This is a genomic window from Flavobacterium suzhouense (genome assembly GCF_042684765.1).
GTDB lineage: Bacteria > Bacteroidota > Bacteroidia > Flavobacteriales > Flavobacteriaceae > Flavobacterium > Flavobacterium suzhouense.
Genome location: NZ_JBHUMD010000027.1, coordinates 274,433 through 299,336 on the forward strand (window position 1 = coordinate 274,433; position 24,904 = coordinate 299,336).

At 39.0% G+C, this 24,904-nt stretch carries 30 protein-coding genes and 1 riboswitch; of the genes, 18 read left to right on the plus strand and 12 right to left on the minus strand.

Annotated elements, in window-relative coordinates; translation table 11 throughout:
• Positions 1 to 14 precede the first annotated feature (14 nt).
• The 3 genes from ACFSR3_RS14420 to ACFSR3_RS14430 form a co-directional block, all read right to left on the minus strand.
• Positions 15 to 1,097 (minus strand): hypothetical protein, encoded by a 1,083-nt coding sequence (locus tag ACFSR3_RS14420; RefSeq protein ID WP_379821953.1) that lies wholly within the window; start codon positions 1,095 to 1,097, stop codon positions 15 to 17.
• 71 nt (positions 1,098 to 1,168) lie between these two features.
• Positions 1,169 to 1,720, minus strand: a complete 552-nt coding sequence (locus tag ACFSR3_RS14425) for an acyl-CoA thioesterase (protein WP_379821954.1) — start codon at positions 1,718 to 1,720, stop codon at positions 1,169 to 1,171.
• A 3-nt stretch (positions 1,721 to 1,723) separates the two neighbouring features.
• The gene (locus ACFSR3_RS14430) at positions 1,724 to 3,118 is read right to left on the minus strand and encodes a DNA recombination protein RmuC (RefSeq protein ID WP_379821957.1); all 1,395 of its coding nucleotides are present in this window, start codon (positions 3,116 to 3,118) and stop codon (positions 1,724 to 1,726) included.
• 69 nt (positions 3,119 to 3,187) lie between these two features.
• On the opposite strand from ACFSR3_RS14430, the gene ACFSR3_RS14435 reads away from it, so the two are divergent.
• The 9 genes from ACFSR3_RS14435 (at position 3,188) to ACFSR3_RS14475 (ending at position 9,247) form a co-directional block, all read left to right on the plus strand.
• The gene (locus ACFSR3_RS14435; RefSeq protein WP_379821959.1) at positions 3,188 to 3,739 is read left to right on the plus strand and encodes a hypothetical protein; all 552 of its coding nucleotides are present in this window, start codon (positions 3,188 to 3,190) and stop codon (positions 3,737 to 3,739) included.
• 31 nt (positions 3,740 to 3,770) lie between these two features.
• On the plus strand, positions 3,771 to 4,424 hold the full coding sequence (locus tag ACFSR3_RS14440; RefSeq protein ID WP_379821960.1) for a hypothetical protein: 654 nt from the start codon (positions 3,771 to 3,773) through the stop codon (positions 4,422 to 4,424).
• A gap of 137 nt (positions 4,425 to 4,561) precedes the next feature.
• Positions 4,562 to 5,539, plus strand: coding sequence for a hypothetical protein (locus tag ACFSR3_RS14445; RefSeq protein ID WP_379821962.1), 978 nt, complete (start codon positions 4,562 to 4,564; stop codon positions 5,537 to 5,539).
• A gap of 322 nt (positions 5,540 to 5,861) precedes the next feature.
• Entirely contained in the window at positions 5,862 to 6,422 is a 561-nt protein-coding gene (locus ACFSR3_RS14450) for a putative glycolipid-binding domain-containing protein (protein ID WP_379821964.1), read from the plus strand.
• A 6-nt stretch (positions 6,423 to 6,428) separates the two neighbouring features.
• The gene (locus tag ACFSR3_RS14455; RefSeq protein WP_379821966.1) at positions 6,429 to 6,815 is read left to right on the plus strand and encodes a nuclear transport factor 2 family protein; all 387 of its coding nucleotides are present in this window, start codon (positions 6,429 to 6,431) and stop codon (positions 6,813 to 6,815) included.
• Between the two features lie 39 nt (positions 6,816 to 6,854).
• A complete protein-coding gene (locus ACFSR3_RS14460) occupies positions 6,855 to 7,544 on the plus strand; it encodes an HAD family hydrolase (protein WP_379821968.1) in 690 nt (229 codons plus the stop codon).
• A complete protein-coding gene (locus tag ACFSR3_RS14465) occupies positions 7,545 to 8,105 on the plus strand; it encodes a YdeI/OmpD-associated family protein (RefSeq protein ID WP_379821969.1) in 561 nt (186 codons plus the stop codon).
• A 72-nt stretch (positions 8,106 to 8,177) separates the two neighbouring features.
• Complete coding sequence (locus ACFSR3_RS14470) at positions 8,178 to 8,798, plus strand: N-acetylmuramoyl-L-alanine amidase family protein (protein ID WP_379821971.1); 621 nt, start codon at positions 8,178 to 8,180, stop codon at positions 8,796 to 8,798.
• Positions 8,799 to 8,809: 11 nt separating this feature from the next.
• A complete protein-coding gene (locus tag ACFSR3_RS14475; protein WP_379821973.1) occupies positions 8,810 to 9,247 on the plus strand; it encodes a DUF6526 family protein in 438 nt (145 codons plus the stop codon).
• A 90-nt stretch (positions 9,248 to 9,337) separates the two neighbouring features.
• Here the strand turns inward: ACFSR3_RS14475 and ACFSR3_RS14480 are convergent, their stop codons facing one another.
• Both ACFSR3_RS14480 and ACFSR3_RS14485 read right to left on the minus strand, forming a co-directional pair.
• Positions 9,338 to 9,766, minus strand: a complete 429-nt coding sequence (locus ACFSR3_RS14480; protein ID WP_379821975.1) for a hypothetical protein — start codon at positions 9,764 to 9,766, stop codon at positions 9,338 to 9,340.
• Positions 9,767 to 9,783: 17 nt separating this feature from the next.
• A complete protein-coding gene (locus ACFSR3_RS14485; RefSeq protein WP_379821976.1) occupies positions 9,784 to 9,978 on the minus strand; it encodes a hypothetical protein in 195 nt (64 codons plus the stop codon).
• 315 nt (positions 9,979 to 10,293) lie between these two features.
• On the opposite strand from ACFSR3_RS14485, the gene ACFSR3_RS14490 reads away from it, so the two are divergent.
• The gene (locus ACFSR3_RS14490; protein ID WP_379821979.1) at positions 10,294 to 10,833 is read left to right on the plus strand and encodes a YceI family protein; all 540 of its coding nucleotides are present in this window, start codon (positions 10,294 to 10,296) and stop codon (positions 10,831 to 10,833) included.
• A gap of 42 nt (positions 10,834 to 10,875) precedes the next feature.
• On the opposite strand, the gene ACFSR3_RS14495 is transcribed toward ACFSR3_RS14490, so the two are convergent.
• From ACFSR3_RS14495 to ACFSR3_RS14520, 6 genes are all read right to left on the minus strand, one after another.
• Entirely contained in the window at positions 10,876 to 11,235 is a 360-nt protein-coding gene (locus tag ACFSR3_RS14495; RefSeq protein WP_379821980.1) for a hypothetical protein, read from the minus strand.
• Between the two features lie 18 nt (positions 11,236 to 11,253).
• Complete coding sequence (locus ACFSR3_RS14500; protein WP_379821982.1) at positions 11,254 to 11,766, minus strand: hypothetical protein; 513 nt, start codon at positions 11,764 to 11,766, stop codon at positions 11,254 to 11,256.
• A 2-nt stretch (positions 11,767 to 11,768) separates the two neighbouring features.
• Positions 11,769 to 12,029, minus strand: coding sequence for a hypothetical protein (locus ACFSR3_RS14505; RefSeq protein ID WP_379821983.1), 261 nt, complete (start codon positions 12,027 to 12,029; stop codon positions 11,769 to 11,771).
• A gap of 65 nt (positions 12,030 to 12,094) precedes the next feature.
• The gene (locus ACFSR3_RS14510; protein WP_379821984.1) at positions 12,095 to 12,889 is read right to left on the minus strand and encodes an ABC transporter ATP-binding protein; all 795 of its coding nucleotides are present in this window, start codon (positions 12,887 to 12,889) and stop codon (positions 12,095 to 12,097) included.
• A gap of 2 nt (positions 12,890 to 12,891) precedes the next feature.
• Entirely contained in the window at positions 12,892 to 13,863 is a 972-nt protein-coding gene (locus ACFSR3_RS14515) for an iron chelate uptake ABC transporter family permease subunit (RefSeq protein WP_379821986.1), read from the minus strand.
• Positions 13,864 to 13,926: 63 nt separating this feature from the next.
• Entirely contained in the window at positions 13,927 to 15,063 is a 1,137-nt protein-coding gene (locus ACFSR3_RS14520) for an ABC transporter substrate-binding protein (protein ID WP_379821987.1), read from the minus strand.
• Positions 15,064 to 15,116: 53 nt separating this feature from the next.
• Positions 15,117 to 15,326: riboswitch (cobalamin riboswitch) on the plus strand.
• A 30-nt stretch (positions 15,327 to 15,356) separates the two neighbouring features.
• Here ACFSR3_RS14520 and ACFSR3_RS14525 point away from each other — a divergent pair.
• Both ACFSR3_RS14525 and ACFSR3_RS14530 read left to right on the plus strand, forming a co-directional pair.
• Positions 15,357 to 17,183, plus strand: a complete 1,827-nt coding sequence (locus ACFSR3_RS14525; protein WP_379821989.1) for a TonB-dependent receptor plug domain-containing protein — start codon at positions 15,357 to 15,359, stop codon at positions 17,181 to 17,183.
• A gap of 5 nt (positions 17,184 to 17,188) precedes the next feature.
• A complete protein-coding gene (locus ACFSR3_RS14530; protein ID WP_379821991.1) occupies positions 17,189 to 18,262 on the plus strand; it encodes a YncE family protein in 1,074 nt (357 codons plus the stop codon).
• Positions 18,263 to 18,424: 162 nt separating this feature from the next.
• On the opposite strand, the gene ACFSR3_RS14535 is transcribed toward ACFSR3_RS14530, so the two are convergent.
• Complete coding sequence (locus ACFSR3_RS14535) at positions 18,425 to 19,885, minus strand: S41 family peptidase (protein ID WP_379821993.1); 1,461 nt, start codon at positions 19,883 to 19,885, stop codon at positions 18,425 to 18,427.
• Positions 19,886 to 20,002: 117 nt separating this feature from the next.
• Between ACFSR3_RS14535 and ACFSR3_RS14540 the strand changes: the two genes are divergently transcribed.
• The 6 genes from ACFSR3_RS14540 to typA all read left to right on the plus strand — a co-directional run bounded on the left by ACFSR3_RS14540 (position 20,003) and on the right by typA (position 24,740).
• Positions 20,003 to 20,518, plus strand: a complete 516-nt coding sequence (locus ACFSR3_RS14540) for an RNA polymerase sigma factor (protein WP_114758381.1) — start codon at positions 20,003 to 20,005, stop codon at positions 20,516 to 20,518.
• On the plus strand, positions 20,499 to 20,978 hold the full coding sequence (locus ACFSR3_RS14545) for a hypothetical protein (RefSeq protein WP_379821995.1): 480 nt from the start codon (positions 20,499 to 20,501) through the stop codon (positions 20,976 to 20,978). The genes ACFSR3_RS14540 and ACFSR3_RS14545 overlap by 20 nt, the downstream gene beginning before the upstream one ends.
• A gap of 4 nt (positions 20,979 to 20,982) precedes the next feature.
• Entirely contained in the window at positions 20,983 to 21,504 is a 522-nt protein-coding gene (locus tag ACFSR3_RS14550) for a DUF4252 domain-containing protein (RefSeq protein ID WP_379821998.1), read from the plus strand.
• 47 nt (positions 21,505 to 21,551) lie between these two features.
• Complete coding sequence (locus ACFSR3_RS14555; RefSeq protein ID WP_169519961.1) at positions 21,552 to 22,079, plus strand: DUF4252 domain-containing protein; 528 nt, start codon at positions 21,552 to 21,554, stop codon at positions 22,077 to 22,079.
• A gap of 5 nt (positions 22,080 to 22,084) precedes the next feature.
• Positions 22,085 to 22,624 carry a DUF4252 domain-containing protein gene (locus ACFSR3_RS14560; RefSeq protein WP_379822000.1) on the plus strand — a complete coding sequence of 180 codons (540 nt, stop codon included), beginning with the start codon at positions 22,085 to 22,087 and terminating at the stop codon, positions 22,622 to 22,624.
• A 316-nt stretch (positions 22,625 to 22,940) separates the two neighbouring features.
• On the plus strand, positions 22,941 to 24,740 hold the full coding sequence (typA, locus tag ACFSR3_RS14565; RefSeq protein ID WP_379822002.1) for a translational GTPase TypA: 1,800 nt from the start codon (positions 22,941 to 22,943) through the stop codon (positions 24,738 to 24,740).
• Positions 24,741 to 24,904: the final 164 nt, after the last annotated feature.

A 24,904-nucleotide genomic window follows, 5' to 3' on the forward strand; every position in this document is an offset into this window, starting at 1 on the left:
TTTGTGTTAAATAGTTAAGGACAAGGTGTTTCCATAGTGTCTATCCATTCGGCTATAAGTCCCGAACCTTCTCTGTCAACTATGGTCCTTCCTATTGTAGGCATCATTTCTTCTTTTTTTATAGATATCATTTTAGTATACATAAGCGAATTATTGCTATTTTGAACTTCAATAATATATTTTTCGCCATTTGGCACGAAGTCATGTGGTTCAACGCATATTCCAAGAGCAGTACGATTTGCCTCTGCTGTAAATGAAAAGTTTTCGGGCATAATATCACAGGCTCCTCCCGGCTTATGACAATGGGCGCAATTAATATCAAGATAGGAGCGTACCCTTAAATCAAGTGATTTGGTAGTATCACGCCAGTCTACTGTTGCCAGTGTGTTTTGCGAATAAGTATCCAGATAGCCTTCCTGTTTCCATTTTTCAAGCTGATTTTCTGCGCCGCCAGTATAACTAAAATCCTTAAAAAGATTTTGTGGTTTAGGACCAATAGGGGTATAAACAGTATGACTTGAATGGCAGGTTACACAATCCAGATTGCCGGGTATTTTATAAGCAATCGATTTTTCTTTACCATTGTGCATCCAGCTAACGTTAACTGTGCTTGCGTTCATGTCAAGGAAGGCTTCAGTTTGTTCATCATTCCATTTATAATTAGCAAATATCCAGCCGCTTGCTTTTTTTATGAGTATACGTGTTTCTATAATCTTTGTTACATTATCAGGTAACACATTTTCATAGTAAAAGTTTTTAATGAGGGCTGCACCAACTGGGAAATTAAGTATTTCACCGTCTGAAGTATAGGTAGCTTTTGTATTTTCCGGCATCCACACAAAACGCTTTTTAAGCGCATAGTCCGTAAAAAGTGAGCTGTTCAGGTCGTAGGGCAGTACTTTATAAGCAGGTTCAAGATTTTTTAGTTCGCCAACAAAGAACTTATAGTCAGAAAGTTTAGGATAGGGTACGGTAGTAAGATCCATTACTACAGGAGATACCTCCTTATATTCTGTTGAATCATCCGATCCACATGATAAAAAGATTGTAAATACAGATAAAACCAGTAAGGCGGCAGCTAAGTAATGTTTTTTCATGCGGTTGGTAAGTAGTTTTTGTTTAACCGCAAATATATAGTAATTAACGAAGTATCAAAAAAAAGACCGGATTATTTAAAATCCAGTCTGATGTTATAATTCTTAAGTTCTTCCAAAGCCTGAGGTGAAGTATAGTCGAATGTTTTAGAGTGCTTGTCATGCTCTTTTTTCTGATTGATGAGTATTACCGCCTTGCAAAAACGGCGTATCTCATCTCCATTACCCAGTATCAGGTGTGGTACTTTTATATTTTTACCTTCCGAATCTTTGGCAACCATCGTAAAGTAAGATGAATTACAGTGCTTTACCTTGCCTGTCTGAATATTTTCAGACTCTACGCGTATACCAACGATCATAGAACTGTTACCCACATAGTTTACCGATGCTTTCATGGTAACAAGTTCGCCAACCTCAATAGGGTTCAGAAAGTCTACAGTGTCTACCGAAGCAGTTACGCAATAAGTTCCAGAATATTTAGATGCTGCCGCAAAAGCAATCTGGTCCATAAGCATAAGGATGTAACCTCCGTGTATCTTACCGCTGAAGTTTTGGTGCGAAGGCAGCATAAGCTCGGAAATGGTAACTTTAGAGGTGCTTACCTTTCTGTATTTGATTTCAGACATTGCTTACGGATTTAATAGGTTAGTATCATTTTCGGCAGCCTCTTCCTCCTGTTGTAATGCACGGTTAAGGATGTTTTCCGGAAGCGACTTCTTGGCTTTCGCGCCCATTTTTTTAAGCTTTTCAATACTTGTAATGATGTTACCACGACCGTCTACCAGTTTGCCCATAGCGTTCTGGTATTCGCTTTGGGCATCCTTCATTTTATTGCCTACTTTGGTCAGGTCGCTCACAAAACCTTCAAATTTATCATAAAGAGCTCCAGCCTGACGGGCAATCTCATAGGCATTCTCCTGTTGTTTCTGGTTGGTCCACATACTGTCGATGGTACGAAGCGTGGCTAATAGGGTAGTAGGAGTAACGATAACTATATTACGTTCAAATGCCTTGTTGTATAGTGTAGCGTCGTCGTTGAGCGCAATGGCAAAAGCCGGCTCCATAGGGATGAAAAGCAATACAAAGTCAGGGCTTTCTATTTTGTAAAGATCATGATAGTTTTTATCGCTAAGCTGGTCTACGTGTCTTTTTATAGAGTTAATGTGCTCTTTCAGGCGTGCTGTTTTAAGCAGTTCGTCTTCTTCATTCACGTAACGCTCATAGGCCACAAGCGACACTTTAGAATCGACTATCATTTTTTTGCCATCCGGAAGGTTGATAACCACATCGGGCTGTATACGGCTGCCTTCATCATTTACATGGCTTTGCTGTACATAATACTCGCGGTCTTTTTCAAGTCCTGATTTCTGAAGTACGCGCTCCAGTATAAGTTCGCCCCAGTTACCCTGCATTTTGGTATCACCCTTAAGTGCACGGGTAAGGTTCAGGGTTTCTTTGCTCATCTGCTCGTTCATATCACGCAGGCCAAGAATCTGTTGGCGTAGTGCGGCATGGTAGTCAATACTTTCTTTGTGGGTATCTTCTACTTTCTTTTCGAAAAGGTGTATCTTTTCCTGAAGCGGAGAAAGTATATTCTTAAGGTTCTCTTTATTTTGTTCGGTAAACTTAACCGATTTCTCTTCAAGTATTTTGTTGGCAAGATTTTCAAATTCTTTGGTGAATTTCTCGCGAAGTTCATCGGTCTCCTGACGTTGCTCGCGCATACGCTCAAGCAGGTTATCAAAATCGGTTTCCTTTTTGGTAAGTTGTATGGCAAGGACATCTTTGGCCTGACGCAGGCTGTCACGCTCGGCATGCGCCTGAACGAGTTGTTTCTCGATGCCTAATAGCTCGTTTTGCGATTGCTGTTTTAGCTGTTCTATCTGCTGCTGAAGACTGTTAGTGCGCTCTTCAGACACTTTTTTATCGGCAGCGGCTTTAGATGAAAATACGATCTTGCCAACGTAAGTACCTATGGCAAGGGCAATAATAAAGGCAAGTAAAATGGAAATAGTATCGGGCATTGATGTAAAATTTGTAAGAGGTAAAAATAATGAAAATACTTCTATCTTTGGGAATCAAACATCGGCAAAATGAATTTGAAATTATTAATATATCTAATTATTAGTTTTGTCTTTAGTAGTGGCTATGGGCAAAAAATAATTGTCAATAAGGATATAAAAGTTACCGAAACAGAAATTTTAATAAAGGAAAAATATCCTAGTAATGGTAGGCTTTATTGCTATGATATTATAAAAAATGATACCATAACTATTTATGTTAGTAAAGTTGGGCTAGCTGGGGACACGTTTAAATTAATTATGGTTAATGGAAAAGTCATTCCAAAAGTTGTTAAGTGGACAGATACAAATTCATATGATGGTAAATCGAGTGTTGAGCTTGAAAATGCAAATTATAAACTTGAAATAAATGATACCATTTTTAAGTCTGGCGATACATTGAAGGCAAAGTTTACAGTTGCGACTAAAAAACATAGATATTCAGAAAAGAAAAAACTTACCGGGGAGATTTTTCATATAATCGGAGGTAATCAGTATGAATGGATAAATGGTAAGGCTGTACATAACTGGTGGTGGAAAAATGGGAAGCAGGATTTTACTACTCAGAAATCAAAAGAAGATTAATTAAAAAACCCCAAATTCAAAACATATAACCATGTCACAAAACTACGTATCCTTTAAAAAATATCCTGATGCCAAAGAGGCTCGTGCCATACAGCAATTACTTATTGATAATGGTATAGAATGCACTTTTATAGATGGCGGGTCAGTAATGGGAAGCGCTATGGCTGGCGAATTATCTAAGGAATATGAATTGCAGTTGCACCCTGATAATTTTGAACAGGCACAAACACTGCTTGAAAAGGAAGCCGAAGGTATGATAGCTAATCTGCCGGAAGATTATTATTTGCTTTCTTTTACCAATGAAGAATTGCATGATGTTGTAGTAAAGCATTATGAATGGAGCGAATTTGATTATATGCTTGCCCGTAAGCTTCTGGCTGAGCGAGGCCACGGGATTGATGATGCACATATTAAAAGCATGAGGATGGAAGAACTCAATCAATTGGCTAAGCCTGAAAAAGATCAAAAAGGATGGGTTATAGCTGGTTATGTTTTAGCGCTTCTGGGAGCATTTTTAGGGATAGTTACTGGTTATGTTTTGTGGACTTCTCAAAAAACACTTCCTAATGGCGAGATGGTCTATACTTATAGCAAAAAGGATCGTAAAAGCGGGAAAAATATATTTATTCTGTCTATTGTAATGGCTTTGATTTATATTACCCTTCGTTTTTGGCCAAAGGAATAACAGATTATTCAGAAAAGCTTTCGTAAAAAAATATTTAACATGCCCTGCCAATGAAGTGATGCACTTTTTGGCAGGGCATTTGCGTTAAATAAATGTGAATATGGTTCTTATAACTTTAAAAATTTCGCCTAATCTATATGGAAAGCATCAGGATCTTTTTGGTTCTTGCAGCATGGGGCTGCACACTGCCTGCTTTGGCACAAAAAACATTTGGGTCGGATAAATACACAGCAATGTGCAACTATTATGGTGAGACTTCGGCCAAAGCCATATACATAAAACCGGCAAGCCCGGTAGCGGAGAAAGTGGTGCAGGATATTATGTCGGTTATTGGGCTTCGTGCTAATTTTGAGTTGCGTGCTTCATCCGATATACCTACAGCCGCTGCCGTAATTAAAAAGGGGAGTCGATATATATTGTACAATCCGAAGTTTATGGGAAATATCGTTTCGGCAACAGGAAACCAATGGACTGCTGTGAGCATTATGGCGCACGAGATAGGGCATCACCTAAACGGACATACGCTGGATAATGAAACGAGTAAACCTGCCACCGAACTGGAAGCTGATGAGTTCTCTGGATTCGTACTTCAGAAAATGGGTGCCTCACTTACCGATGCACAGGCCGCTATGGCTGCCATCGCTTCGATTAAGGGTTCACATACGCATCCGCCCAAACAACAACGCCTGACAGCCATTGCTACAGGGTGGAGCAGGGCAGGAGGAAAAATTACTACTACGGCAGTTGCGGCCAGTCAGCCTGCAACTCCTAAAACTATAGCTGCCGTACCTGCACCTGCACCGCAGAGAACAGAAACAAAAAGTTTAACCCGCGCTGAAAAAATTGCCCAAAGCGCAAAGTATGACAAAAATGTGGTATCGGAAGCTTATTTTGCTTCAGATCCCAACGGAAAGTACTATGTTACCTCAAAAGGAAACCTGGTACAGGTAGACAGGGATAAGGTATATCTTATTGGCAGCCTCACGCAGTCAAACAAGCCCGGTTACAAAATGATGTGGACAGATACCGATTTAAATACGATTTATATCGGTTCAGGAGGAATGTTGGTAAACAACTACGGGAAGAAAATAGGTTACCTTAAAACAAGAAAATAAAATGCTTATTGTTTTGACACTACTGCTCATTAAACGACTGAGCCGTAAAAGATTTGCCTCGCTGTAGCGAGGCTTTTTTAGTTATATCGCAGAGATACGTAAAGATATCCCAGAGTACCACAAAGCTCTTTAGGTTTTTGAGCGCACAAATTTTCTGCCATAGGCAGAATACCTCTGAGGCCTCTATAATTAAAACTTGGTGTATCTCCGGTTAACTTAGTATATCTCTGCGGTACAAAAAAGTAAATAATTGAACCTCACTCTTAACATATTGTTCTGATTAGCAATCTGAATTTTAAGTAAATTGCAGTAAAAATCAGTCATGCAAAAGAGTATTCTTTGGAGCGGAATAGAAAATGATACCGATGAACATTGCGCCATTAATTTTTTGAGTAATGCCATTATGGTGCGCTCTGAAATTGAAGGCTGGGCGCATAGTATTCCCGTGTATGCTGATTACACTCTGAAACTCGATTTGCAATGGAATGTACTGGAATTTGATATCCGTTTTCATGATCGTGATACGCAGCATCATTATCATTTCTTTCGTGACGGAGAAAGTAACTGGACTGATGTTTCAGGGAAGGCCTATCCTGAATTTAAAGGATGCAGTTATATAGATATCTCGCTTTCACCTTTTACCAATTCACTACCCATAAACGGGCTGTTTCTTCCGCATGGCGAAAGTGAGCAGATAGATGTTGTTTACATAGACATACTTGCGAATGTAATACGAAAAGACCAACAGAAGTATACAAAATCCGGACATCACCATTACACATTTGAGAATGGTGCAGGCAATTTCTCTGCTGATATTCAGGTGGATGATGATGGCTTTGTAACACACTACCCCGGATTGTTCAATATGATTCAAACCAAATAACCTTTTATGGATATACAACAGATACAATCGTTAGAAAACAGGCTTATTGAAGCTATGAAAACAAGCAATGTTAATGAACTTGACATTCTGATTGCCGATGATCTTATGTTTACTTCACATACCGGACAGCTCTTTACCAAACAGGATGATCTTGATGCCCATGCTTCAGGGAATATTGAAATCTTTGACATTATTCCGTCAGAACAAAAAATAAGGATCGAGGCCGACGTTGCTATTGTTTCGGTTCTTCTTGAAATCAGCGGCTCCTTTTTTGGCAGTACCGAAGTAGGTTTCTTTAGATTCACCCGTATCTGGAAAGAGCATGGCGATAAATTGCAAATTATCGCGGCGCATTCTACACAGGCGGTAAGAGAACAGGTGCAATTAGATTAAGTAATTACTAATGCTTAAATTTGAAGAAAATTGCCTCTCATGAATATTAAAGTAATCGCTTTCGATGCCGATGATACCCTTTGGGTAAACGAACCCTTCTTTCAGGAAACCGAACACAAATTCTATGAACTGATGGCGGATTACCTTCCGCAGCACAGCATTGCCAAAGAGCTTTTTAAGATAGAGATCGATAACCTCGATGTATATGGTTATGGCATTAAGGCTTACATACTGAGCATGATTGAGGCGGCAATAAAGATTTCGGAAAATACAATCAGTATCGAAGCAATTGCCAAGATCATTGAATATGGTAAGGAGATGCTTGAAAAGCCTGTAGACTTAATAGAAGGTGTTGATGAAGCGTTGAAAACATTGCACGGAAAATACAAACTGGTTGTGGCTACTAAAGGCGATCTTAAAGATCAGCACAGAAAGTTACACGATTCAGGACTTGGACATTATTTTCACCATATCGAGGTGATGTCTGACAAGCAGAAGATAGATTATGAAAAGATGCTGAAACGACTTGAAGTAGAACCTTCGGAGTTTTTAATGATAGGGAACTCCCTTAAATCTGATGTGTTACCGGTGCTCCAAATAGGTGGGCATGCCTGTCATATTCCTTTTCACACTACCTGGCTGCATGAACAGATAGACCATACTATCGAACATCCTAATTTCAGGGAAGCAGAGAATATCGCAGAGTTATTACAGCTTTTAATGAAATAGATGGAGCCTCATTTTTTTGCAACAGCGGAAGATTTCCGCAACTGGCTTGATGCAAATTCTGAAAAGGAAACCGAACTGCTTGTTGGTTTTTATAAAACTAATAGTGGCAAGCCAAGTATTACCTGGCCCGAATCGGTAGATCAGGCATTGTGTTATGGCTGGATAGACGGGGTTCGAAAATCATTAGGAGAGGAGAGTTATACCATACGTTTTACGCCAAGAAAGCCTACAAGTATCTGGAGCGCGATTAACATCGATAAAATGGAAAGCCTTTTAAAACAGGGCCTGGTAAAACCTGCCGGACTTGCAGCTTATGAGAAACGTAAGGAACATAAATCAAGAGTATATTCGCACGAACGCACAGAAGACGCTGTATTGCCCATTGAAATGGAAAAACAGTTTAAAGCCAACAAAGTTGCATGGGATTTTTTCATGGCGCAGCCACCCGGTTACCGTAAGGTAATGCTGCACCTTATTGTTTCGGCAAAACAGGAAAAGACCAGACAGTCCCGTTTTGAAAAACTGCTGAATGCGAGTATGGAAGGGAAGCGGATTACCTGATTTATAGGTATAGGATTACACTTTTTTGATTATATTTGAGTTTATCTATATAAACCTTAAACCCAACCGGACATGAAAAAAACGTTTCAAATTTTAGCGCTTTTGGCAATAGGAGTATGTTTTGCATTTTCATTGCCTAATAAAGGAGAGCCTAAACGTGTTATTAATGTAGTTATTGATGCGGGGCACGGTGGCAAAGACCACGGAGCGACATATAATGAGTTTGCTGAAAAGCAAATTACCGATGCAATTACTTCAAAAATTAAGGTATTAAATAACGATAAAGAAGTTGTATTGCATTTTACACGTCAAGGCGACGAATTCACAGATCTTAGTAAACGTGTAGCGACTGTAAATACCATAAAACCTGATTTGATGCTGTCATTGCATGTAAATTACACAAAACATGATGAAGCCTCAGGGATGGAGTTTTATGTAAATAAAAATGGAGTAAACGGGGAGAAGTCGGATATGTATGCTACCCGATTATCGGATAAATTTAAAGATAAAGGATTTAAGGTAAGAGGGGTAAAAACCGCACCTTTTTGGACGCTTACAAAGTCAGAAGTACCTGCTGTTCATGTAGAGTTAGGTTTCCTTTCTAATGAAATTGACAGGGGATACCTTACCAGTGTTGCTTCTCAAAATGAAATAGCAGGAATTGTGACCGAATTTCTTAATGAAATAAAATAATTATCTAAAAAATGGCAGAGCAAAACTATAAGAACCATATCCGCTTTTATACACCACATCATTTTGTTTTTTATCCGGTTATGCTGGTGTTTATCATAGCTCCGGTATGTTTTGCTTTTTGCGATAAAGCCAATACACTATTGTGGCTATTTCTGTCTGCAGCATTTTTTGCTATTACGATATTAAGTTTTATGCTTCGTCAGCATTATGCGCTTACGTTGCAAAACAGGATCGTATTGCTGGAACTTCGCTATCGCTTTTTTGCTACTACCGGTGAGCGACTTGAAATGTACGAAGGCATGTTAAGCGAAGGGCAGTTGTTTGCCTTGCGATTTGCACAGGATGATCAGTTGCTTGACCTGATACGGAAAGCAATTAATGAAGAGCTTTCACCTGATGCTATTAAGCGTTCCATACAAAACTGGAAAGCCGATGATAATAGAGTATAAATATAAAAGCGGGACAAATTTAATTTGTCCCGCTTTTTTTGGATTAGGTTGGGAAAATATTCTACATTATTCTTACCTCTAATCCCGTATTTAAAAGTCATCGTTGTGAGGGTTTCGTCCGTCATTATATTCACGTCGCTCTTCATCTCGGCCTTTGTAGTAATCGCTAGATGAAACATCTCTTTCTTCTTCACTATGGGATCTTCCCGGGCTGCGCTGCATCTGGTCGTTTTGGTTCCAGTCATTGTTTTCTGTACCGCGGTTAGATGATGTGCTACCCATTCTTCTTTCTTCTTCCCAGTTTTCCTGGTCTTCATTGTTGGTTTTTGAAGCTCTGTCGCGGGCATTTGCGTCGAAAGTATTTGATCTTTCCCTTTCCCTCATTTCATTTTGGTCAAGGTCACTTTCATTCCATTCGTTGTTGCGGCTACCCATACGTTTTGATTCGTTTTGCTCTCTGTTTTCGTCCTGACGATCGCGATTATTCCAATCGCGGTTGTCGTTGTTGTTTGTTTGCATAATTATATATTTTGGTATTAATATTCCCGTTTGTTTGTTGCTGTTTTACCGGTAGCTATTTTCTGAGGCGTTTTAGTTGCCGAAGCCATTTTAGCTGCTCCTTTTTCTGCCTCTGCCATTTTTTTCTTCAGGACAGAATCTTTTGGTTCTACATCATGATCTTTAGGCTTGCTTGATACTTTTGGTGCCGGTGTCTGATTTTTATCTTTCATAGTTTTAGTTGCTTGAGGTTGTATTACAAAGTTCGCCACGACAAAACAGGCAGGGATATTAATTAACGTTATCTTTTATCCGAAACGTTATAAAAAGCTTTAACAATCTGTTGGTTACGTAGCAAATAGGGAGATTTACAAATGTATTTTTCTTTTTTATTAGTAAAGTTTAACAAAGCATTCACGGGTGTTTAGCACAAAAGATATGGTGTAATCTTTAAATTAGAATGTGATTAACAGGTGATTACTGGTAAAAGTTTTTTCAAAACGACTTTTATTCGTACTTTAGGTAGTAACTAAACCAATATTAAAACTATGGCAACAAACAAATGGGTGCTGGATCTGGCACATTCTGAAGTTCATTTCAAGATAAAGCATCTTGTAATTTCTACGATTACTGGTGCTTTTAATATCTTTTCCGGCACATTAACAACAAAAGAGCACGACAATTTTGATAATGCCGATATTAAATTTTCGATAGATGTGTACAGCATCGACACAAACAATACAACAAGGGATGAGCATCTTAAGTCGGATGACTTTTTTAATGCTGATATCTATCCGCAAATCGATTTTAAATCTACTTCGTTTAAGCATCTGATGGGCGATAAATATGTACTTAACGGAGACCTGACGATAAAAGGAATTACCAAAAATGTAAGGCTTGATGTTCTTTTTGGTGGAGAAGCTAAAGACGGTTTTGGAATAAACAGAGTCGGTTTTGAGGTTACAGGCCTTATAAACAGAAATGATTTTGATATTCATGCTCCTGATGTGACTGAAGCGGGAGGCCTTGTACTTGGTGAAGATATAAAGCTACTTGCCAATATACAGTTTACTAACGAGACAGAGTAAAAAATAAAGAGCCACGAATTATTAAAATTTGTGGCTCTTTATCTATTTTCTTTTAGGCTTATGCGTGTCTGAATTATAATCACGGTTTTCGGCCGTTTCCATGTCTTCTTTCTCATTAGTTGTACCGCGGCTTTTGCTCACAACTTTACCATCATCACGTGAAGTCTTGTCGTTTTGGCTTACCGGAGCCGCTTTCTTTTCATCCACATCGCGGGCGCGTTTTACAACTTCAGTATCGCCATCTGTGTCCTTTTCGACTTCCGGCGTAAGTTTTCCTTTAGAAGGATTATAATCCTTAGGTAGGTTTTCGCCACTAAAGCCTTCGTTTCGTTTACTTTTCTTTTCCTGATTGTTCATTTTTTTAGAACCCAGGTCTTTCGGGTCGTCGGTTCCTGATATCATAGCAATTGATTTTAGGTTTTATCTGTAATTCACAAGGAAGTTATGATACGATCTCACAATCTCATTTACAGAGCGTTCTAACGACGGTTTCAGCGTATCATAACCATCTTTAAGGTCACCATCATTATCAAAGTAGTCCGGTAACTTATATTTTACAATTACATCATTAGCTGTATAAATATCATTCACAACAAAATGAAGTGAATAATAATTACCGTGAAAACTCAATTTCATAGAATATGCAATGTTGTAATTAAAAGTCTCTCCTTTATTTCTAAGAAAAAAAGCATTTTTTTTAAAGGCGCTTATAACCATACTATTTGAGGTAACATTACTGGCATCATACCCTTTAATCCTCAAATTAGTTTCGGCTGCCCACATCTTAGAAAGTTCAATTAATTTTTCATTTGCGGTAGTAGGTATTGTGCCTTCAACTGCATCAAAACCTTTTGGGGTGAGTTCAAGGACCGGTGCCTGGGCATGACCGGTAAATATTATAAAAAAACATAATAAACAGAATAGCTTTTGCATGATTAAGCCTTTTTAAGCGCTTTTTCAAACTCATCTTTTATCATTCCGTTGGATAAAAGAAAAGGCTTCTTATCTATGATTACATTTATAGTATCCCCTTCTATAGAATAGGAACCTGCAAATTTTCCAAGCGGAGTATCGCCTTCAAAACTGCCCTGTGATTCATTGCCGGCAAACTGTCCTTTGCTTCCTGCAGCATTTTTTATTTTTTCCAGAAGCTGTTTTTTATCTCCCGGATAATTAAGTGAAAACTGATTAGCCATTATAATAGGTTTTATATTACATGTAAATTTAAACATTACAAAACCTACTTTATGTTTAGCTTTTGTTAAAGCTGAAAATCGTTTACAATAAACCCTCCTTTACCAGTATCGAAACGGATACTTTTGTCGTTGAATAATTTGTCAAAAGCATGATTTTCTATGAGGTATTCAGGAGTTCCCTGAACCACATCATTACTTGTCATAACAACAATCTGGTCACTTAGCTGCAATGCAAGATCAAGGTCGTGGGTAGAGTATAGAATGCATTTACCGGTTTCTGAAGCCAGTTTTTTAAGCAGTCTGATAAGGTTTACCTTATGTTGAAGGTCGAGATGGGTTGTAGGCTCGTCGAGAACTATTAGAGGTGTGTCTTGTGCCAGTGCGCGTGCAATAAGCACCTTTTGTAGCTGGCCATCACTAATTTCAAAATGTTTTTTGTGGGATATATCTTCAATCTGGGTAAGTGATATAGCTTTGTTTACGCTGTCAAGATCTTCGGGACTCAGTTTGCCCAACCAATTGGTGTAGGGCTGTCTTCCTAATGCGACCAATTCAAAAACGGTGAGGTTGCTTGGCGGAAGGCTTTCTGTAAGTACGACAGCAAGATTTTGTGCCAGTTCAGAAGAACTATAACCGTTAATATTTTTGTAGTTGAGCTGTACTTCGCCCAGAAGTGGTTTTTGTATGCCAGTAAGCGTTCGCAATAGTGTAGATTTACCAATACCATTGGCTCCAATCAGTGCTATCAGGTTTGATTCCTCAAATGCCAGATTTATAGCCTGTGCAATAGTTTCATTTTGTTTTTTATGCTGATAGCCAATGCTGAGGTCTTGTGCCGATAATACGATTTTCTTTTCCATAGTTATACCGGTTTGTGTTTTCGCATCAGTAGCCATATTACGATTGGCGCGCCAATAATTGATGTTATGGCATTGATAGGTAATACATATTCACTGCCGGGCATTTGTGTAAAGGTATCACATACAAGTAATATGATGGCACCTGACAGTATGGTTCCTACATACAAAATCAGATGACTACTTGTTTTAAATACAAGTTTTGCAATGTGCGGAACCACAAGCCCCACAAAGGCAATAGGCCCGGTGAACGCTGTAATTGTTCCGGTCAGCAGGCTGGCTGCCAGTATGATGATGAATCGTGTTCTTTTAAAGTTGATGCCCATACTTTTAGCGTAGCGTTCGCCCAATAGTAGTGCATCCAGTGGTTTAATACAGATTGCAGAAAGAAGTAATCCTGCGATACACACCACGGCGAGTATAATAATATGTTCCCAAGGGAGGTTTCCAAGGCTTCCTAACGACCAGAACGTAAATTTCTGCAATTGCTCTGAAGTGCTAAAAAAGGTAAGTACGCCTACTATGGCTCCTGTAAAACTTGAGAACATAAGCCCAATAATAAGTATGGCCATAGTATCTCTAAGGCGCTGTGAAACTACCAGTATGGCAAGTAATACCATAAAGCTTCCGGCAGTAGAGGCTAATACAATTCCGTAAGGCGAAAGAAAGAAACCGGCAAGGATTCCCGGTAAAAATCCGGCTCCCAATATTACAAAAGCAACGCCAAGACTTGCGCCGGAACTTAGTCCCAACACGTCGGGACCCGCAAGAGGATTACGGAAAAGTGTCTGCATTAATAATCCACTGACGGACAGTCCCATTCCTGCCAGCAATGCTGTTAAGGCTTTAGGTAACCGATAATGCAGTATAATATATTCCCAGGTAGATTTTGAAGCTTCACCACCTGTAAGGCTATGCACAACATCGATAAATGGAATCTTTACTGAACCCAGGCTTAGGTTGAGTAAAAATGCCATAACAAGGGCAATGCCCAGTATAATGAAAATTGGTATGTTCCTCTTCTGACTGTACAAAGGGTATTATTTTAATTTTTCAAAAAAGTAAGTCTGATATCCGGGTAGCAAATCAGGATGAAATATAGCTATCAGGTCTTTCAGTACAAGATCAGGACGGTTAGGAGCAAGCTCATAATAAATAAGTCCGCCTTTAGCGCCTTTTTTGCTGCTGTACGAATATACGTTTTTTGTCTTGAAAGCTTTAAACTGAGCATAATGAGGATTAGCATCGGTCATTTCCTTAAAAGTAGTAAACTGGCTTGGGCCAATCCAGTAGTCGGCATTTTCAGCTTTATCCAGTACGGTTTCAAAAGCAAGATTAAGACTTCCTGTTCCTTCAGAGTCAGCCCAGAGATAGTCTGATTTAGCATCTTTCAGAAATAAAGCAGCCCAGCTTCCGCCTTGCGGCAAATACCAGTGATCCTGAAACATAGCACCACTTAATACCGTTGGTTTTGATGTAGCTTTTTTAGCTAAAACAAGAGCTTCGTTATAACCTTTTTCAATGTCTGCGAAGAGTTTATCTGCCTTATCTTCCTGATCATATAGTGCCCCAAAGAATTTTATCCATTCCGCTTTACCCAAAGGAGTCTGCTCTGTCCAGTCGCCGTTATACAATACTTTAAGGCCGCTTTTCTCAAGCGTTGTAAGCGATTTGTTATTACTGCTTATACTAAAGCCCACTACGGCATCGGGGGCAAGGTCGATCATTACTTCGGTATTCAGGCTTTCATTGGCTCCGGCCTCTTTTACTTTTCCGGCATCAATGCGCGCCCTTACTTTTTCAGATGATATAAAGTCGGTGCTTGGGAAGCCAACAAGGGTGTTTTCTACACCTAATGCTTCCAAAGATGGTATGTGGGTTGTTGAGGTTACCACCACTGTTTTAAGCGGAACCTGAACGGTGGTATACTGCTTAAGGCTATCAGGAACTATGCCTCCTTTTTTTAGCATTACATAGGTAAAAACATCTTTAGCTTCCGGCCACGGATTGGTTACTTTAACCACTGTATAACCATCATAGCGATAAAGCTGTAGTCCTTGTGCATGCGTTACAGAATTTACGGTAGCAGCATTTTTTGTGACACTTTTTTCAGTATTATTTTTACAGCCGGCTATTGCCAATACTACAAAAAGAAAGAGGTAATATGCGTTTCTCATAAAAAATATTCAGTGAATGCAAATGTATAAATTAAATATTTCAACAATAATACTATATTTGCACGACTTAAGGTTGTGGTGTTTTTTGTTGAGCATCACATTAAAAGGGAATCAGGTTTAATGCCTGAGCTGTTCCCGCAACTGTAAGCTTATCCGCTGCGGCGGAGGCTGTTGTTAACTGCAAACCACTGCGCGCTGCGGCGTGACGGGAAGGTAAACAACAGTACGCAAGCCAGGAGACCTGCCTTAGGAATAACCAATATCGGGCCTTCGGGAAAAAAGGCTTACGGATTATGATACTGAAAAGATCCACATTATTCATTTTACTTTTCCTGTGCCAGTATTTAACGGCGCAAAATGATACTATTATCCTAAAAGGGATTATAATATCTGATACCCAGTTAAACAATTTCTCAGATTCTCAATCGGTACAAAAGCTAAGTGATTCGGTTATTGGCAGGAATGCTACTTCGCTTACTTCACTTTTAAATTACAATACCAATATCTATTTTAAGGAAAATGGTTTAGGAATGGTTTCGTCGCCATCGTTCCGTGGTACCACAGCTTCTCAGACTGCCGTGGTATGGAATGGTATAAATATTAATTCGCAGCTTAATGGGCAAACCGATTTTAATGTTCTTAATACTCGTGATTTTAATAACATCAGTGTAAGGGCAGGAGGAGGAAGTGTTGCTTATGGCAGCAGCGCAATAGGAGGGAGCATTCACCTGAATAACGATCTTTCTTTTGGTAATCGCTTTAATAACAGTTTGCGTACGGATTATGGTAGTTTCAATACCGTAGGGGTAAATTATCACGTAGATGCCGCAACAGAAGATTTTACAGCCAATGCCGGTATCAGCCATAACAGTTCCGATAATGATTATGATTATCCGGGGACCAATAAAACAAACGAGAACGGGCAGTACTATAATACCAGTCTGAATATCGGTATGGCCTACAAGCTGAATCAAAAGAATATATTACGCTTTTATGGTTACCTGTTTGATGGTGAAAGGCATTTTTCAGGAACGCTTGCGGCGCCTTCACGAAGCAAATATCAATCGACTGACTCCAGAAACCTTGTAGAGTTGAGCGGTTATTTTGGCAAATTTACTTCCAGATTGAAAGGAGCATACCTTTATGAAAAATATAAGTATTACGAGAATTACAAGAATGATCTTTATACGAACGGTAACGTAAAGACTTATATCGCCCGATATGACCTTACTTATGATGTTTCTGAAACGATAAAGCTGAATACCATACTGGATTATACCCATAACAACGGCGAAGGCTCGGATATCATCCATAAAAAAAGGGATATAGGGTCTGCCAGCCTGTTGATGAAGCATGAACTGACAAAGAGGTTTAAATATGAACTGGGTGTTCGTAAGGAAATAACCGATAGTTATGAGAGCCCGGTGCTGTTTTCTTTAGGTATAAATACGCTGATAAATCGTTTTTATACTATAAAGCTAAATGCTTCCCGTAACTTCAGAATACCAACATACAATGATCTGTATTGGTCGGGTAGTGGTAATCCTAACCTGAAACCTGAAAGTTCCTATCAAGCCGAGTTGGGGAACGAATTCAGATTTAAAGGACTAACCTTAAGCGTTACCGGATATTACATAAAAATGCGTGATATGCTGCAATGGACACCGGGAACTAACGGTATCTGGTCACCGGGAAATGTTGGTAAGTCTAAAAGCTATGGCGTTGAATCGATACTTAACTGGAATAAAAAGCTTGGCGCCGGACATGTTGCTGTAACCGGAACGTATGCCTATACCATTTCCCGTAAGGATGAAACTGATAAGCAGCTTATTTATGTGCCATTGCATAAAGCCACTGCCTCAGTAGCTTATAGCTATAAAAATGCATCGGTATATTACCGTCATTTATTTAATGGAGAAGTGTTTACGTCTTCGGATAATAAATATAGCCTTGATCCTTATAATGTTGGGAGTGCAGGTGCCGAATATACTATAAAAGCATTGAAAGGCATTGATGTGGGGGTTCAGGTTAATAATGTATGGGATGAGGAATACCTCGCCTATGAAGTAAGACCTATGCCCGGACGCAACTATACTATGTATCTTAATTTTAAATTTTAAATAACATGAAACTACACAAACTAATCTTAACAGCTGTAGCGGGTTCGCTATTGTTCGTGTCATGTAGCGATGATGATAATAAAGATGTACCATCTGGAGCTTATGACAATGGAGTGCTTATCCTTAACGAGGGCGGATTCCTTAAAGGTAACGCTTCGGTATCTTTCCTTTCTGAAGCAGCAGGTGCTCAGGTTGAGAATGATATCTTTTCATTGGTAAACGGTGGTGGTCTTCTTGGCGATACAGCACAGGATATGGGCTTTAACGGTGATCTTGCTTACATCGTTCTTAACGGATCTAACAAAATTGAAGTTGTAAATCGTTACACTTTTGCAGGGGAAACAACTATTTCAACAGGACTTGTAAACCCAAGATATATTGCTTTTGCTAACGGTAAAGCTTATGTTACCTGTTGGGGTGATGCTACTGTAGCTACAGATGATTATGTGGCGGTTATAAACCTTGCTTTAAATACTGTGGGTGCTACAATTCCTGTAGCTGAAGGCCCTGAAAGCATTGTAGAAGAGAATGGTAAACTTTATGTTGCTCACTCAGGTGGATACAACTACGGTAATACTGTTAGCGTAATCGATGCTTCAAGCAATACGGTTACAAAATCAATCACTGTTGGTGATGTGCCAAATTCATTAGAGGTAGAAAATGGTAATCTTTATGTATTATGTGGAGGTGTTCCTTCATGGGGAGAGGTTGAAACAGCAGGAGAACTTAATGTTATCAGCCTTAACAACAATACAGTAACCAAAACTCTTGATTTTGCAGCGGCTACACACCCGTCTAACCTTGTTATAGAAGATAATAACATTTTCTATACTATTGATAACGGTGTATATTCAACTCCAATAGCTTCAGGTTCACTTCCTGCTTCTCCATTATTCACAACTGCTGATCAGGGCGTTTATGGAATTTATGGATTTGCTGTAGAAGATGGACGTATTTACGTTGCTGATGCAGGTGATTATAATGCTGCCGGTAAAGTTTATATTTACTCTGCTGCAGGAGTACTTCAAAATGACTTTGTAGTTGGAGTTATACCTTCAGGTTTCTATTTTAACGACTAAGAATGTTCTGATTTTTCTGTTTAGTTAAATGAGCCGGCAGAGGGTTTAGCTGCCGGCTCGAAACAGAAAACTTCATAATAATTGCTATCAGAAAGATTTACAATTCTGTCTGAAACAAAAAAGGCTTTCACATTGTGAAAGCCTTTTTCAGTTATACTCTATTTATTGTAGTTGTTTCATAAGACCTAAAGAACTTTCCGGCATTTCTTCAAGGTACATTTCGGTGCCAAAGCGGCGCAATTCTTTTGTGCCTTTAAAACTTTTGAATTCTTTAGAAGGTCTTCTGCGGTCAGGGCTGCCTGTTCCTGTTATTAGGCCAATAGCTTCTGCAAATAATGGTTCAGCAGGATCACCAATAACACCAAGGTTACCATAGCTTTCTTTGTGCTGAATGTCCGGTACTATACCAGAGCTGTATTCACCAAAACCGGCTTTGTTTACAGTTCTTAACACAATAGGCTGCATTGCATAGCGGTGGCTTCCATCTACATCTTTTTTAGTGAAGTCCGGCGAGTCATACAAGGTAACAGAACCTACATTTTTTCCTATTGTAGTATCACCTATCTGTGTAACGGATATATACGGTTTTAAACAGTTTACAACAAGTTCACTAGCCGATGCTGTTGATGCGGTAGTAATAATGTATACCCTGTTAAGATTAAGGCTGTTGATAACTGTTCCGTTACTAAGTTTATCAGTAAAGTTATTTACCAGTGCCTGCGGATTGTTACTTTCATAATACGCCTGAAGTTTACTATTCCATTGTTGTTTAGCAAACATTTCTCCATTAAACTGGCCCGTTATCATACTTGCAAGGTAAGTAGCAGTTCGGATAGATCCGCCTCCGTTATAACGAAGATCCAGAACGAGGTCGGTTACACCGGCAGCTTTTAGCTCTCCGAAAGCATTATTTAAGGTAGCATCATAATTGGCATAAAACCCATTATACATAAGGTAGCCTATTTTGTTAGCGCCATTTTCAACAACTTTAACACTATACACAGGATCTTCAGCATACTCAGCTTTAGAAAGACTGACAGTTTCCCCGTTTGGAACGATGTTTCCGTCTACATAATCAGCAAGATAAAGTGTATAGGCTTGCTGGGCTAAAAGGTCACTATAATTGTTTACAGTTAACTGTTCGCCATTTACGGCATAAAAGATATCACCACGCTGTATGTTTTTATTGCTTGCATCTGTACCCGGAAGGATATAGCGTACGTAACCAAAGATATTAGTCATGCCTTCATCTGCATAAACAAGGCCAAATTCAACACCGTTGCTTGTAGATACTCCTTGTAGTGTATTTTCAAGAACCCTGAAGTCAGAGAAGATTACGCTAAAACGATCGGCTTTAGATCCATCCGGATAATGCCTGTACAATAGGCTTTCAAAAAGGCTTTCCGGTGAACCATAGCCTTCTAAGAAATTATTAAGCTGTTCCTGGTTAGCAAAACGGTCATCGGCCAGGTTAGGTACATCAGCCTGCCATAAATAATAAAGGTTAAGTCCTTTCCAGATAAAATCATTTACAGGAACGGCATTATCATCCATGTCTTCACATCCCTGAAAAGCAAAAGCGGCCAAAAACAGGCACGCCAGCAAGGTTTTAATCTTTTTCATTCAGCGTTTTTTAGTTACTTTTAAAACGTAAATGTAATTATTTTTAATATGCTTGTAACAAAAATAGTTGCTAATCGTCTTCCTTTTATAAACCACTAACAAACCAAAAGGCCGATTATGAATCAGTCAGATTTCATAAAAGTCATCACTCCGTTTAAAGACCGGGTTTTCCGGTTGGCAAAAAGGTTGCTTGTAAGCACCGAGGAGGCAGAGGACGCAACGCAGGAAGTGCTGGTTAAGCTCTGGAACAACAAGGGTAAGCTGGAATCTTATTCAAGTGTTGAAGCCCTTGCCATGACCATGACAAAAAATTACTGCCTTGATCAGCTCAAATCGAAAAGAGCGACTGAAATGCGCATAGTACATAATAACTATAGCGACAGGCAGGCAGGGCTACAACAACAGGCGGAAGACCGTGACAGCTGGAGCTGGGTAGAAAAAATTATGGAAACATTACCCGAACAGCAAAAAATGATTTTGCAGATGAGGGATATAGAACAATATGAATTTGAAGAGATTGCCAAAATAATGGATATGAACGAGACCGCCGTAAGGGTGGCACTATCGAGAGCAAGGAAAACATTAAGGGAACAACTCGCAAAAACACACAGCTATGGAATTAAGAGTAATTGAAAAACTACTGGAGAAATATTTTAACGCAGAGACTACTATTGCCGAAGAAAAGGATTTAAAGCTTTACTTCTCTTCGCCGGATGTGGCGCCGCATCTGGAACAATACAGGCCTTTGTTTGGATATTTTTCGCAGCAGGAAGAACAAAAGTTTGATAAAACCTTACCATTAAAAACTAAAAGGCATTATGGCCGATGGATGTCGGTGGCAGCAAGCGTTGTTCTTCTGGGAGGATTGTTAACCTTCTATAATACCCAACCAACTGAGGAAGATCTTGGTACTTATGACGATCCCGAAGTAGCTTTCAGGGAGACCCAAAAAGCACTGCAGATGCTTTCTACGAATGTAAATATCGGTATGGGGAGTGTACATCAGGTAGGTAAAGAATATGAAAAAACTACCAAAGAAATCATCAAAGAAAAACGTAAAGAACATCACGTAGAACAAAAATCTAAAGAATAACATCATGAAAAAGTTTATAGTAACCTTAGTACTGGCAGCAATGCCGTTTGTAACTTTTGCACAAACAAATGCTTTCTCTAAATTCGATAATGTAGAGGGCATAGCAAATATTACTTTGAATAAAGAATTGTTTGAATTAGTTTCGAGTATTGATAGCTCGTCAATGGGAGAAGATGCAGGTTCGTATCTTAAAACTGCTAAAGGAATTGATCGTTTAAAAGTCCTTACGACTACTGAAAAGAAATATAAGAAACAGTTGCGCGAAGCAGTTTCCGATCACCTTAAAGCCAATTCGCTTCAGGAATTAATGTCTATTGCCGAAGGCGGATCTAAAGTTAAGATATATGTAAAACAGGGCAGTGCCGAGAATATTATTACCGAGGGGCTTGTGTTTGTTGAGAATGGCGACAAAAAAGATGAAACCGTTCTTATATCTTTTACCGGTAAAATAGACCTTAATGATATTAAAGATTTTAAGGGACTGAAAGGCTGCAAAGGCAGTAAAGGCGAAAAAGGAGCCAAGTAAGACCCCAAATACCAAAAACAACAGCAAACGAAAATAAAGAGATCACAATGAGAAAGTTTATAATCACAATGTTACTGGCGGTTTTGCCTTCTATCCTTCTTGCTCAAACCACTTCAGCGTTTGACAAGTTTGAAAAAGATGGTGTAGATGCGGTAATAGTGAATAAGAAAATGTTTGAACTTATGGGTAACGTTAAAATGGACCCTAAGGACAAATCAGCACAGCAATATCTTAACCTTATCAAGAAGCTTGATAACCTTAAAGTATTCTCTACGACCAATGCAAAGATCGTGTCTGAGATGAAAGGTACGGTAGACGGTTACCTTAAAAAGTACCCGCTTGAAGAGCTGATGCGTATGAATGAAGGGACCAGAACGGTTAAGATCTATGTAAAATCGGGTGCTACTTCTTCTCAGGTTAAAGAGTTGCTAATGTTTATGGAAGGCGGTAATGCTAAAGAGAGTACTGTACTAATGTCGCTTACAGGTAACTTTGATCTTAGTGAGATATCATTCCTGACGGATTATATGCAGCTTCCCGGTGGACCATCACTTAAAAAAGCGTCTAAAAAATAAAGAGTATGAAACGTTATTTTTATATCTCAGTACTTATGATGCTTGTGTTGGCATCATGCGATCAGAAACCTACGTTACAGAAGTATTTTGTAAAAAAGTCTGAAGAGAAAAACTTCTCAACGATAGACATTGGTAAAAGCATCATTAAAACCGATAAGCTTAAGCTTTCAGAAGATGAGCAAAAAGCCCTGGAGTCTGTCGATAAGCTAAATGTGTTGATTTTTAAATCTACAGACAATAATGCTAAAACGTATGATGCCGAAAAAGCGAATATTAAAAATGTACTGAAAGAAGATCACTATGATGAGCTTATGAAAATGAGTCTTGGCGGTGGAGGTATTTCAGTAAACACTAAAGGCGAGGGCGAGCATATAGAAGAGTTTGTAGTATTCCTGCACAACAAGGATACCGGAATGGGTGTGCTAAGGGTTTTGGGTGATGATATGACCCCAAACAATGTAATGACCATTGTCGGAATTCTTCAAAAAGGGGGGATAGACAGCGGAAAACTCAAGCCTTTTATGGATATAATGAAAAAGAAATAATTAAATTGAGATTAGTTAGATGAAAAATCCCCTTCAGGAAACTGGAGGGGATTTTTTTATTAAAATTTGATACTTTTCATATGGAATTGGATATTATATTATTGTAAAACAAATTAAATAATCTTTTGGTAACAATCGCAGTAATACTGTTACTTTACTGAGAATAGTTTTGTAATTTGGCTATAATGGGTGTGTTATAATGCGATTGTTGAAATATCAGCCTTAAACCATTAGTGAATAAAACCTAACTTGCTCATAACTAATGTTTTTTTTGTCAAAATAATGTGTACCTTTGCCGCTTCAAAAAAAATATATAATGCAGTCAATTAGAAACATTGCGATCATTGCCCACGTTGACCACGGTAAAACAACATTGGTTGACAAAATCATGTACCATTGCCAACTGTTCCGTGAGAACGAAAACACAGGCGATCTTATCCTGGATAACAACGACCTTGAGCGTGAAAGAGGTATTACTATTACTTCTAAAAACGTTTCGGTTACTTACAAAGGAACTAAAATCAACATTATCGATACTCCGGGCCACGCCGACTTTGGTGGCGAGGTAGAGCGTGTACTTAACATGGCAGACGGTGTATTACTACTTGTTGACGCCTTTGAAGGACCAATGCCGCAAACACGTTTCGTACTTCAGAAAGCTATCGACCTTGGCCTTAAGCCATGTGTGGTTATCAATAAGGTAGATAAAGAAAACTGTACTCCTGAAGAAGTTCATGAGAAAGTATTCGACCTTATGTTTGAACTTGGTGCTGAAGAATGGCAGCTTGACTTTCCGTCAGTTTATGGTTCAGCTAAAAACAACTGGATGAGTACTGACTGGAAAAACCAGACTGAAAACATTGAGCCACTTCTTGATATGGTACTTGAGCACATCCCTGCTCCTAAAGTATCTGAGGGTACGCCTCAAATGCTTATCACTTCTCTTGACTTCTCTAGCTTTACAGGTCGTATCGCTATCGGACGTCTTCAAAGAGGTGTATTAAAAGAAGGTATGAACATTTCGCTTGTTAAGCGTGATGGTAAGATCATAAAATCAAAAATTAAAGAACTTCACACTTTCGAAGGTCTTGGACGTCGTAAAGTAGAAGAAGTAACTGCTGGTGACATCTGTGCTATCGTAGGTCTTGAAGGATTCGAAATTGGTGATACTGTTGCTGATTTTGAAAATCCGGAAGCTCTTGAGTCTATCGCTATCGATGAGCCTACAATGAGTATGCTTTTCACTATCAACGACTCTCCTTTCTTTGGTAAAGAAGGTAAATTCGTTACTTCACGTCACATTAAAGACAGGTTAACCAAAGAGCTTGAGAAAAACCTTGCGCTTCGTGTTAATGAGACTGACAGTGCTGATAAATTCATGGTATTTGGCCGTGGTGTACTTCACTTATCAGTTCTTATCGAAACAATGAGAAGAGAAGGATACGAGCTTCAGATCGGTCAGCCACAGGTAATCATCAAAGAAATCGATGGTGTTAAATGTGAGCCTGTCGAAGAACTTACAATCGACCTACCTGAAAACCTTTCAGGACGTGCAGTAGAATTTGTTACTATGCGTAAAGGTGAAATGCTAAGTATGGAGCCTAAAGGTGAGCGTATGATCGTTAAGTTCAATATCCCGTCAAGAGGTATCATCGGATTAAGAAACCAGTTGCTTACTGCTACTGCAGGTGAGGCTATCATGGCACACCGTTTCCTTGAGTACCAACCGTTTAAAGGAGAAATACCTGGACGTTTGAGCGGATCGCTTATCTCTATGGAGAATGGTAAAGCTATTCCTTACTCAATTGACAAACTTCAGGATCGTGGTAAATTCTTCGTTGATCCTAACGAGGATATCTACGAAGGTCAGGTAATCGGTGAGAACTCTCGTGGTGATGATATGGTTGTTAACGTAACCAAAACTAAAAAACTTACTAACGTTCGTTCGTCTGGTGCTGATGATAAAGCAAGGATTATCCCTGCTATCAAATTCTCTCTTGAGGAGGCATTGGAGTACATCCAGAAAGATGAATACGTAGAGGTAACTCCTAAGAGCCTTCGTCTTCGTAAGATCTATCTTAACGAGAACGACAGAAAGCGTTTTAAAATAGCTTAATTAAGTTTACGGTTAACAGTCTTAAGTTAACAGTACTTTCTAAATACAGAAATCCCCGCAATTGCGGGGATTTTTATTTTAATTGTCTCGTCCTGAAAAAAGTTGACTAATAAATGTCAATATTATGAAAAATCAGGATTTAAAGGGGACCGGTTTATCCCCGA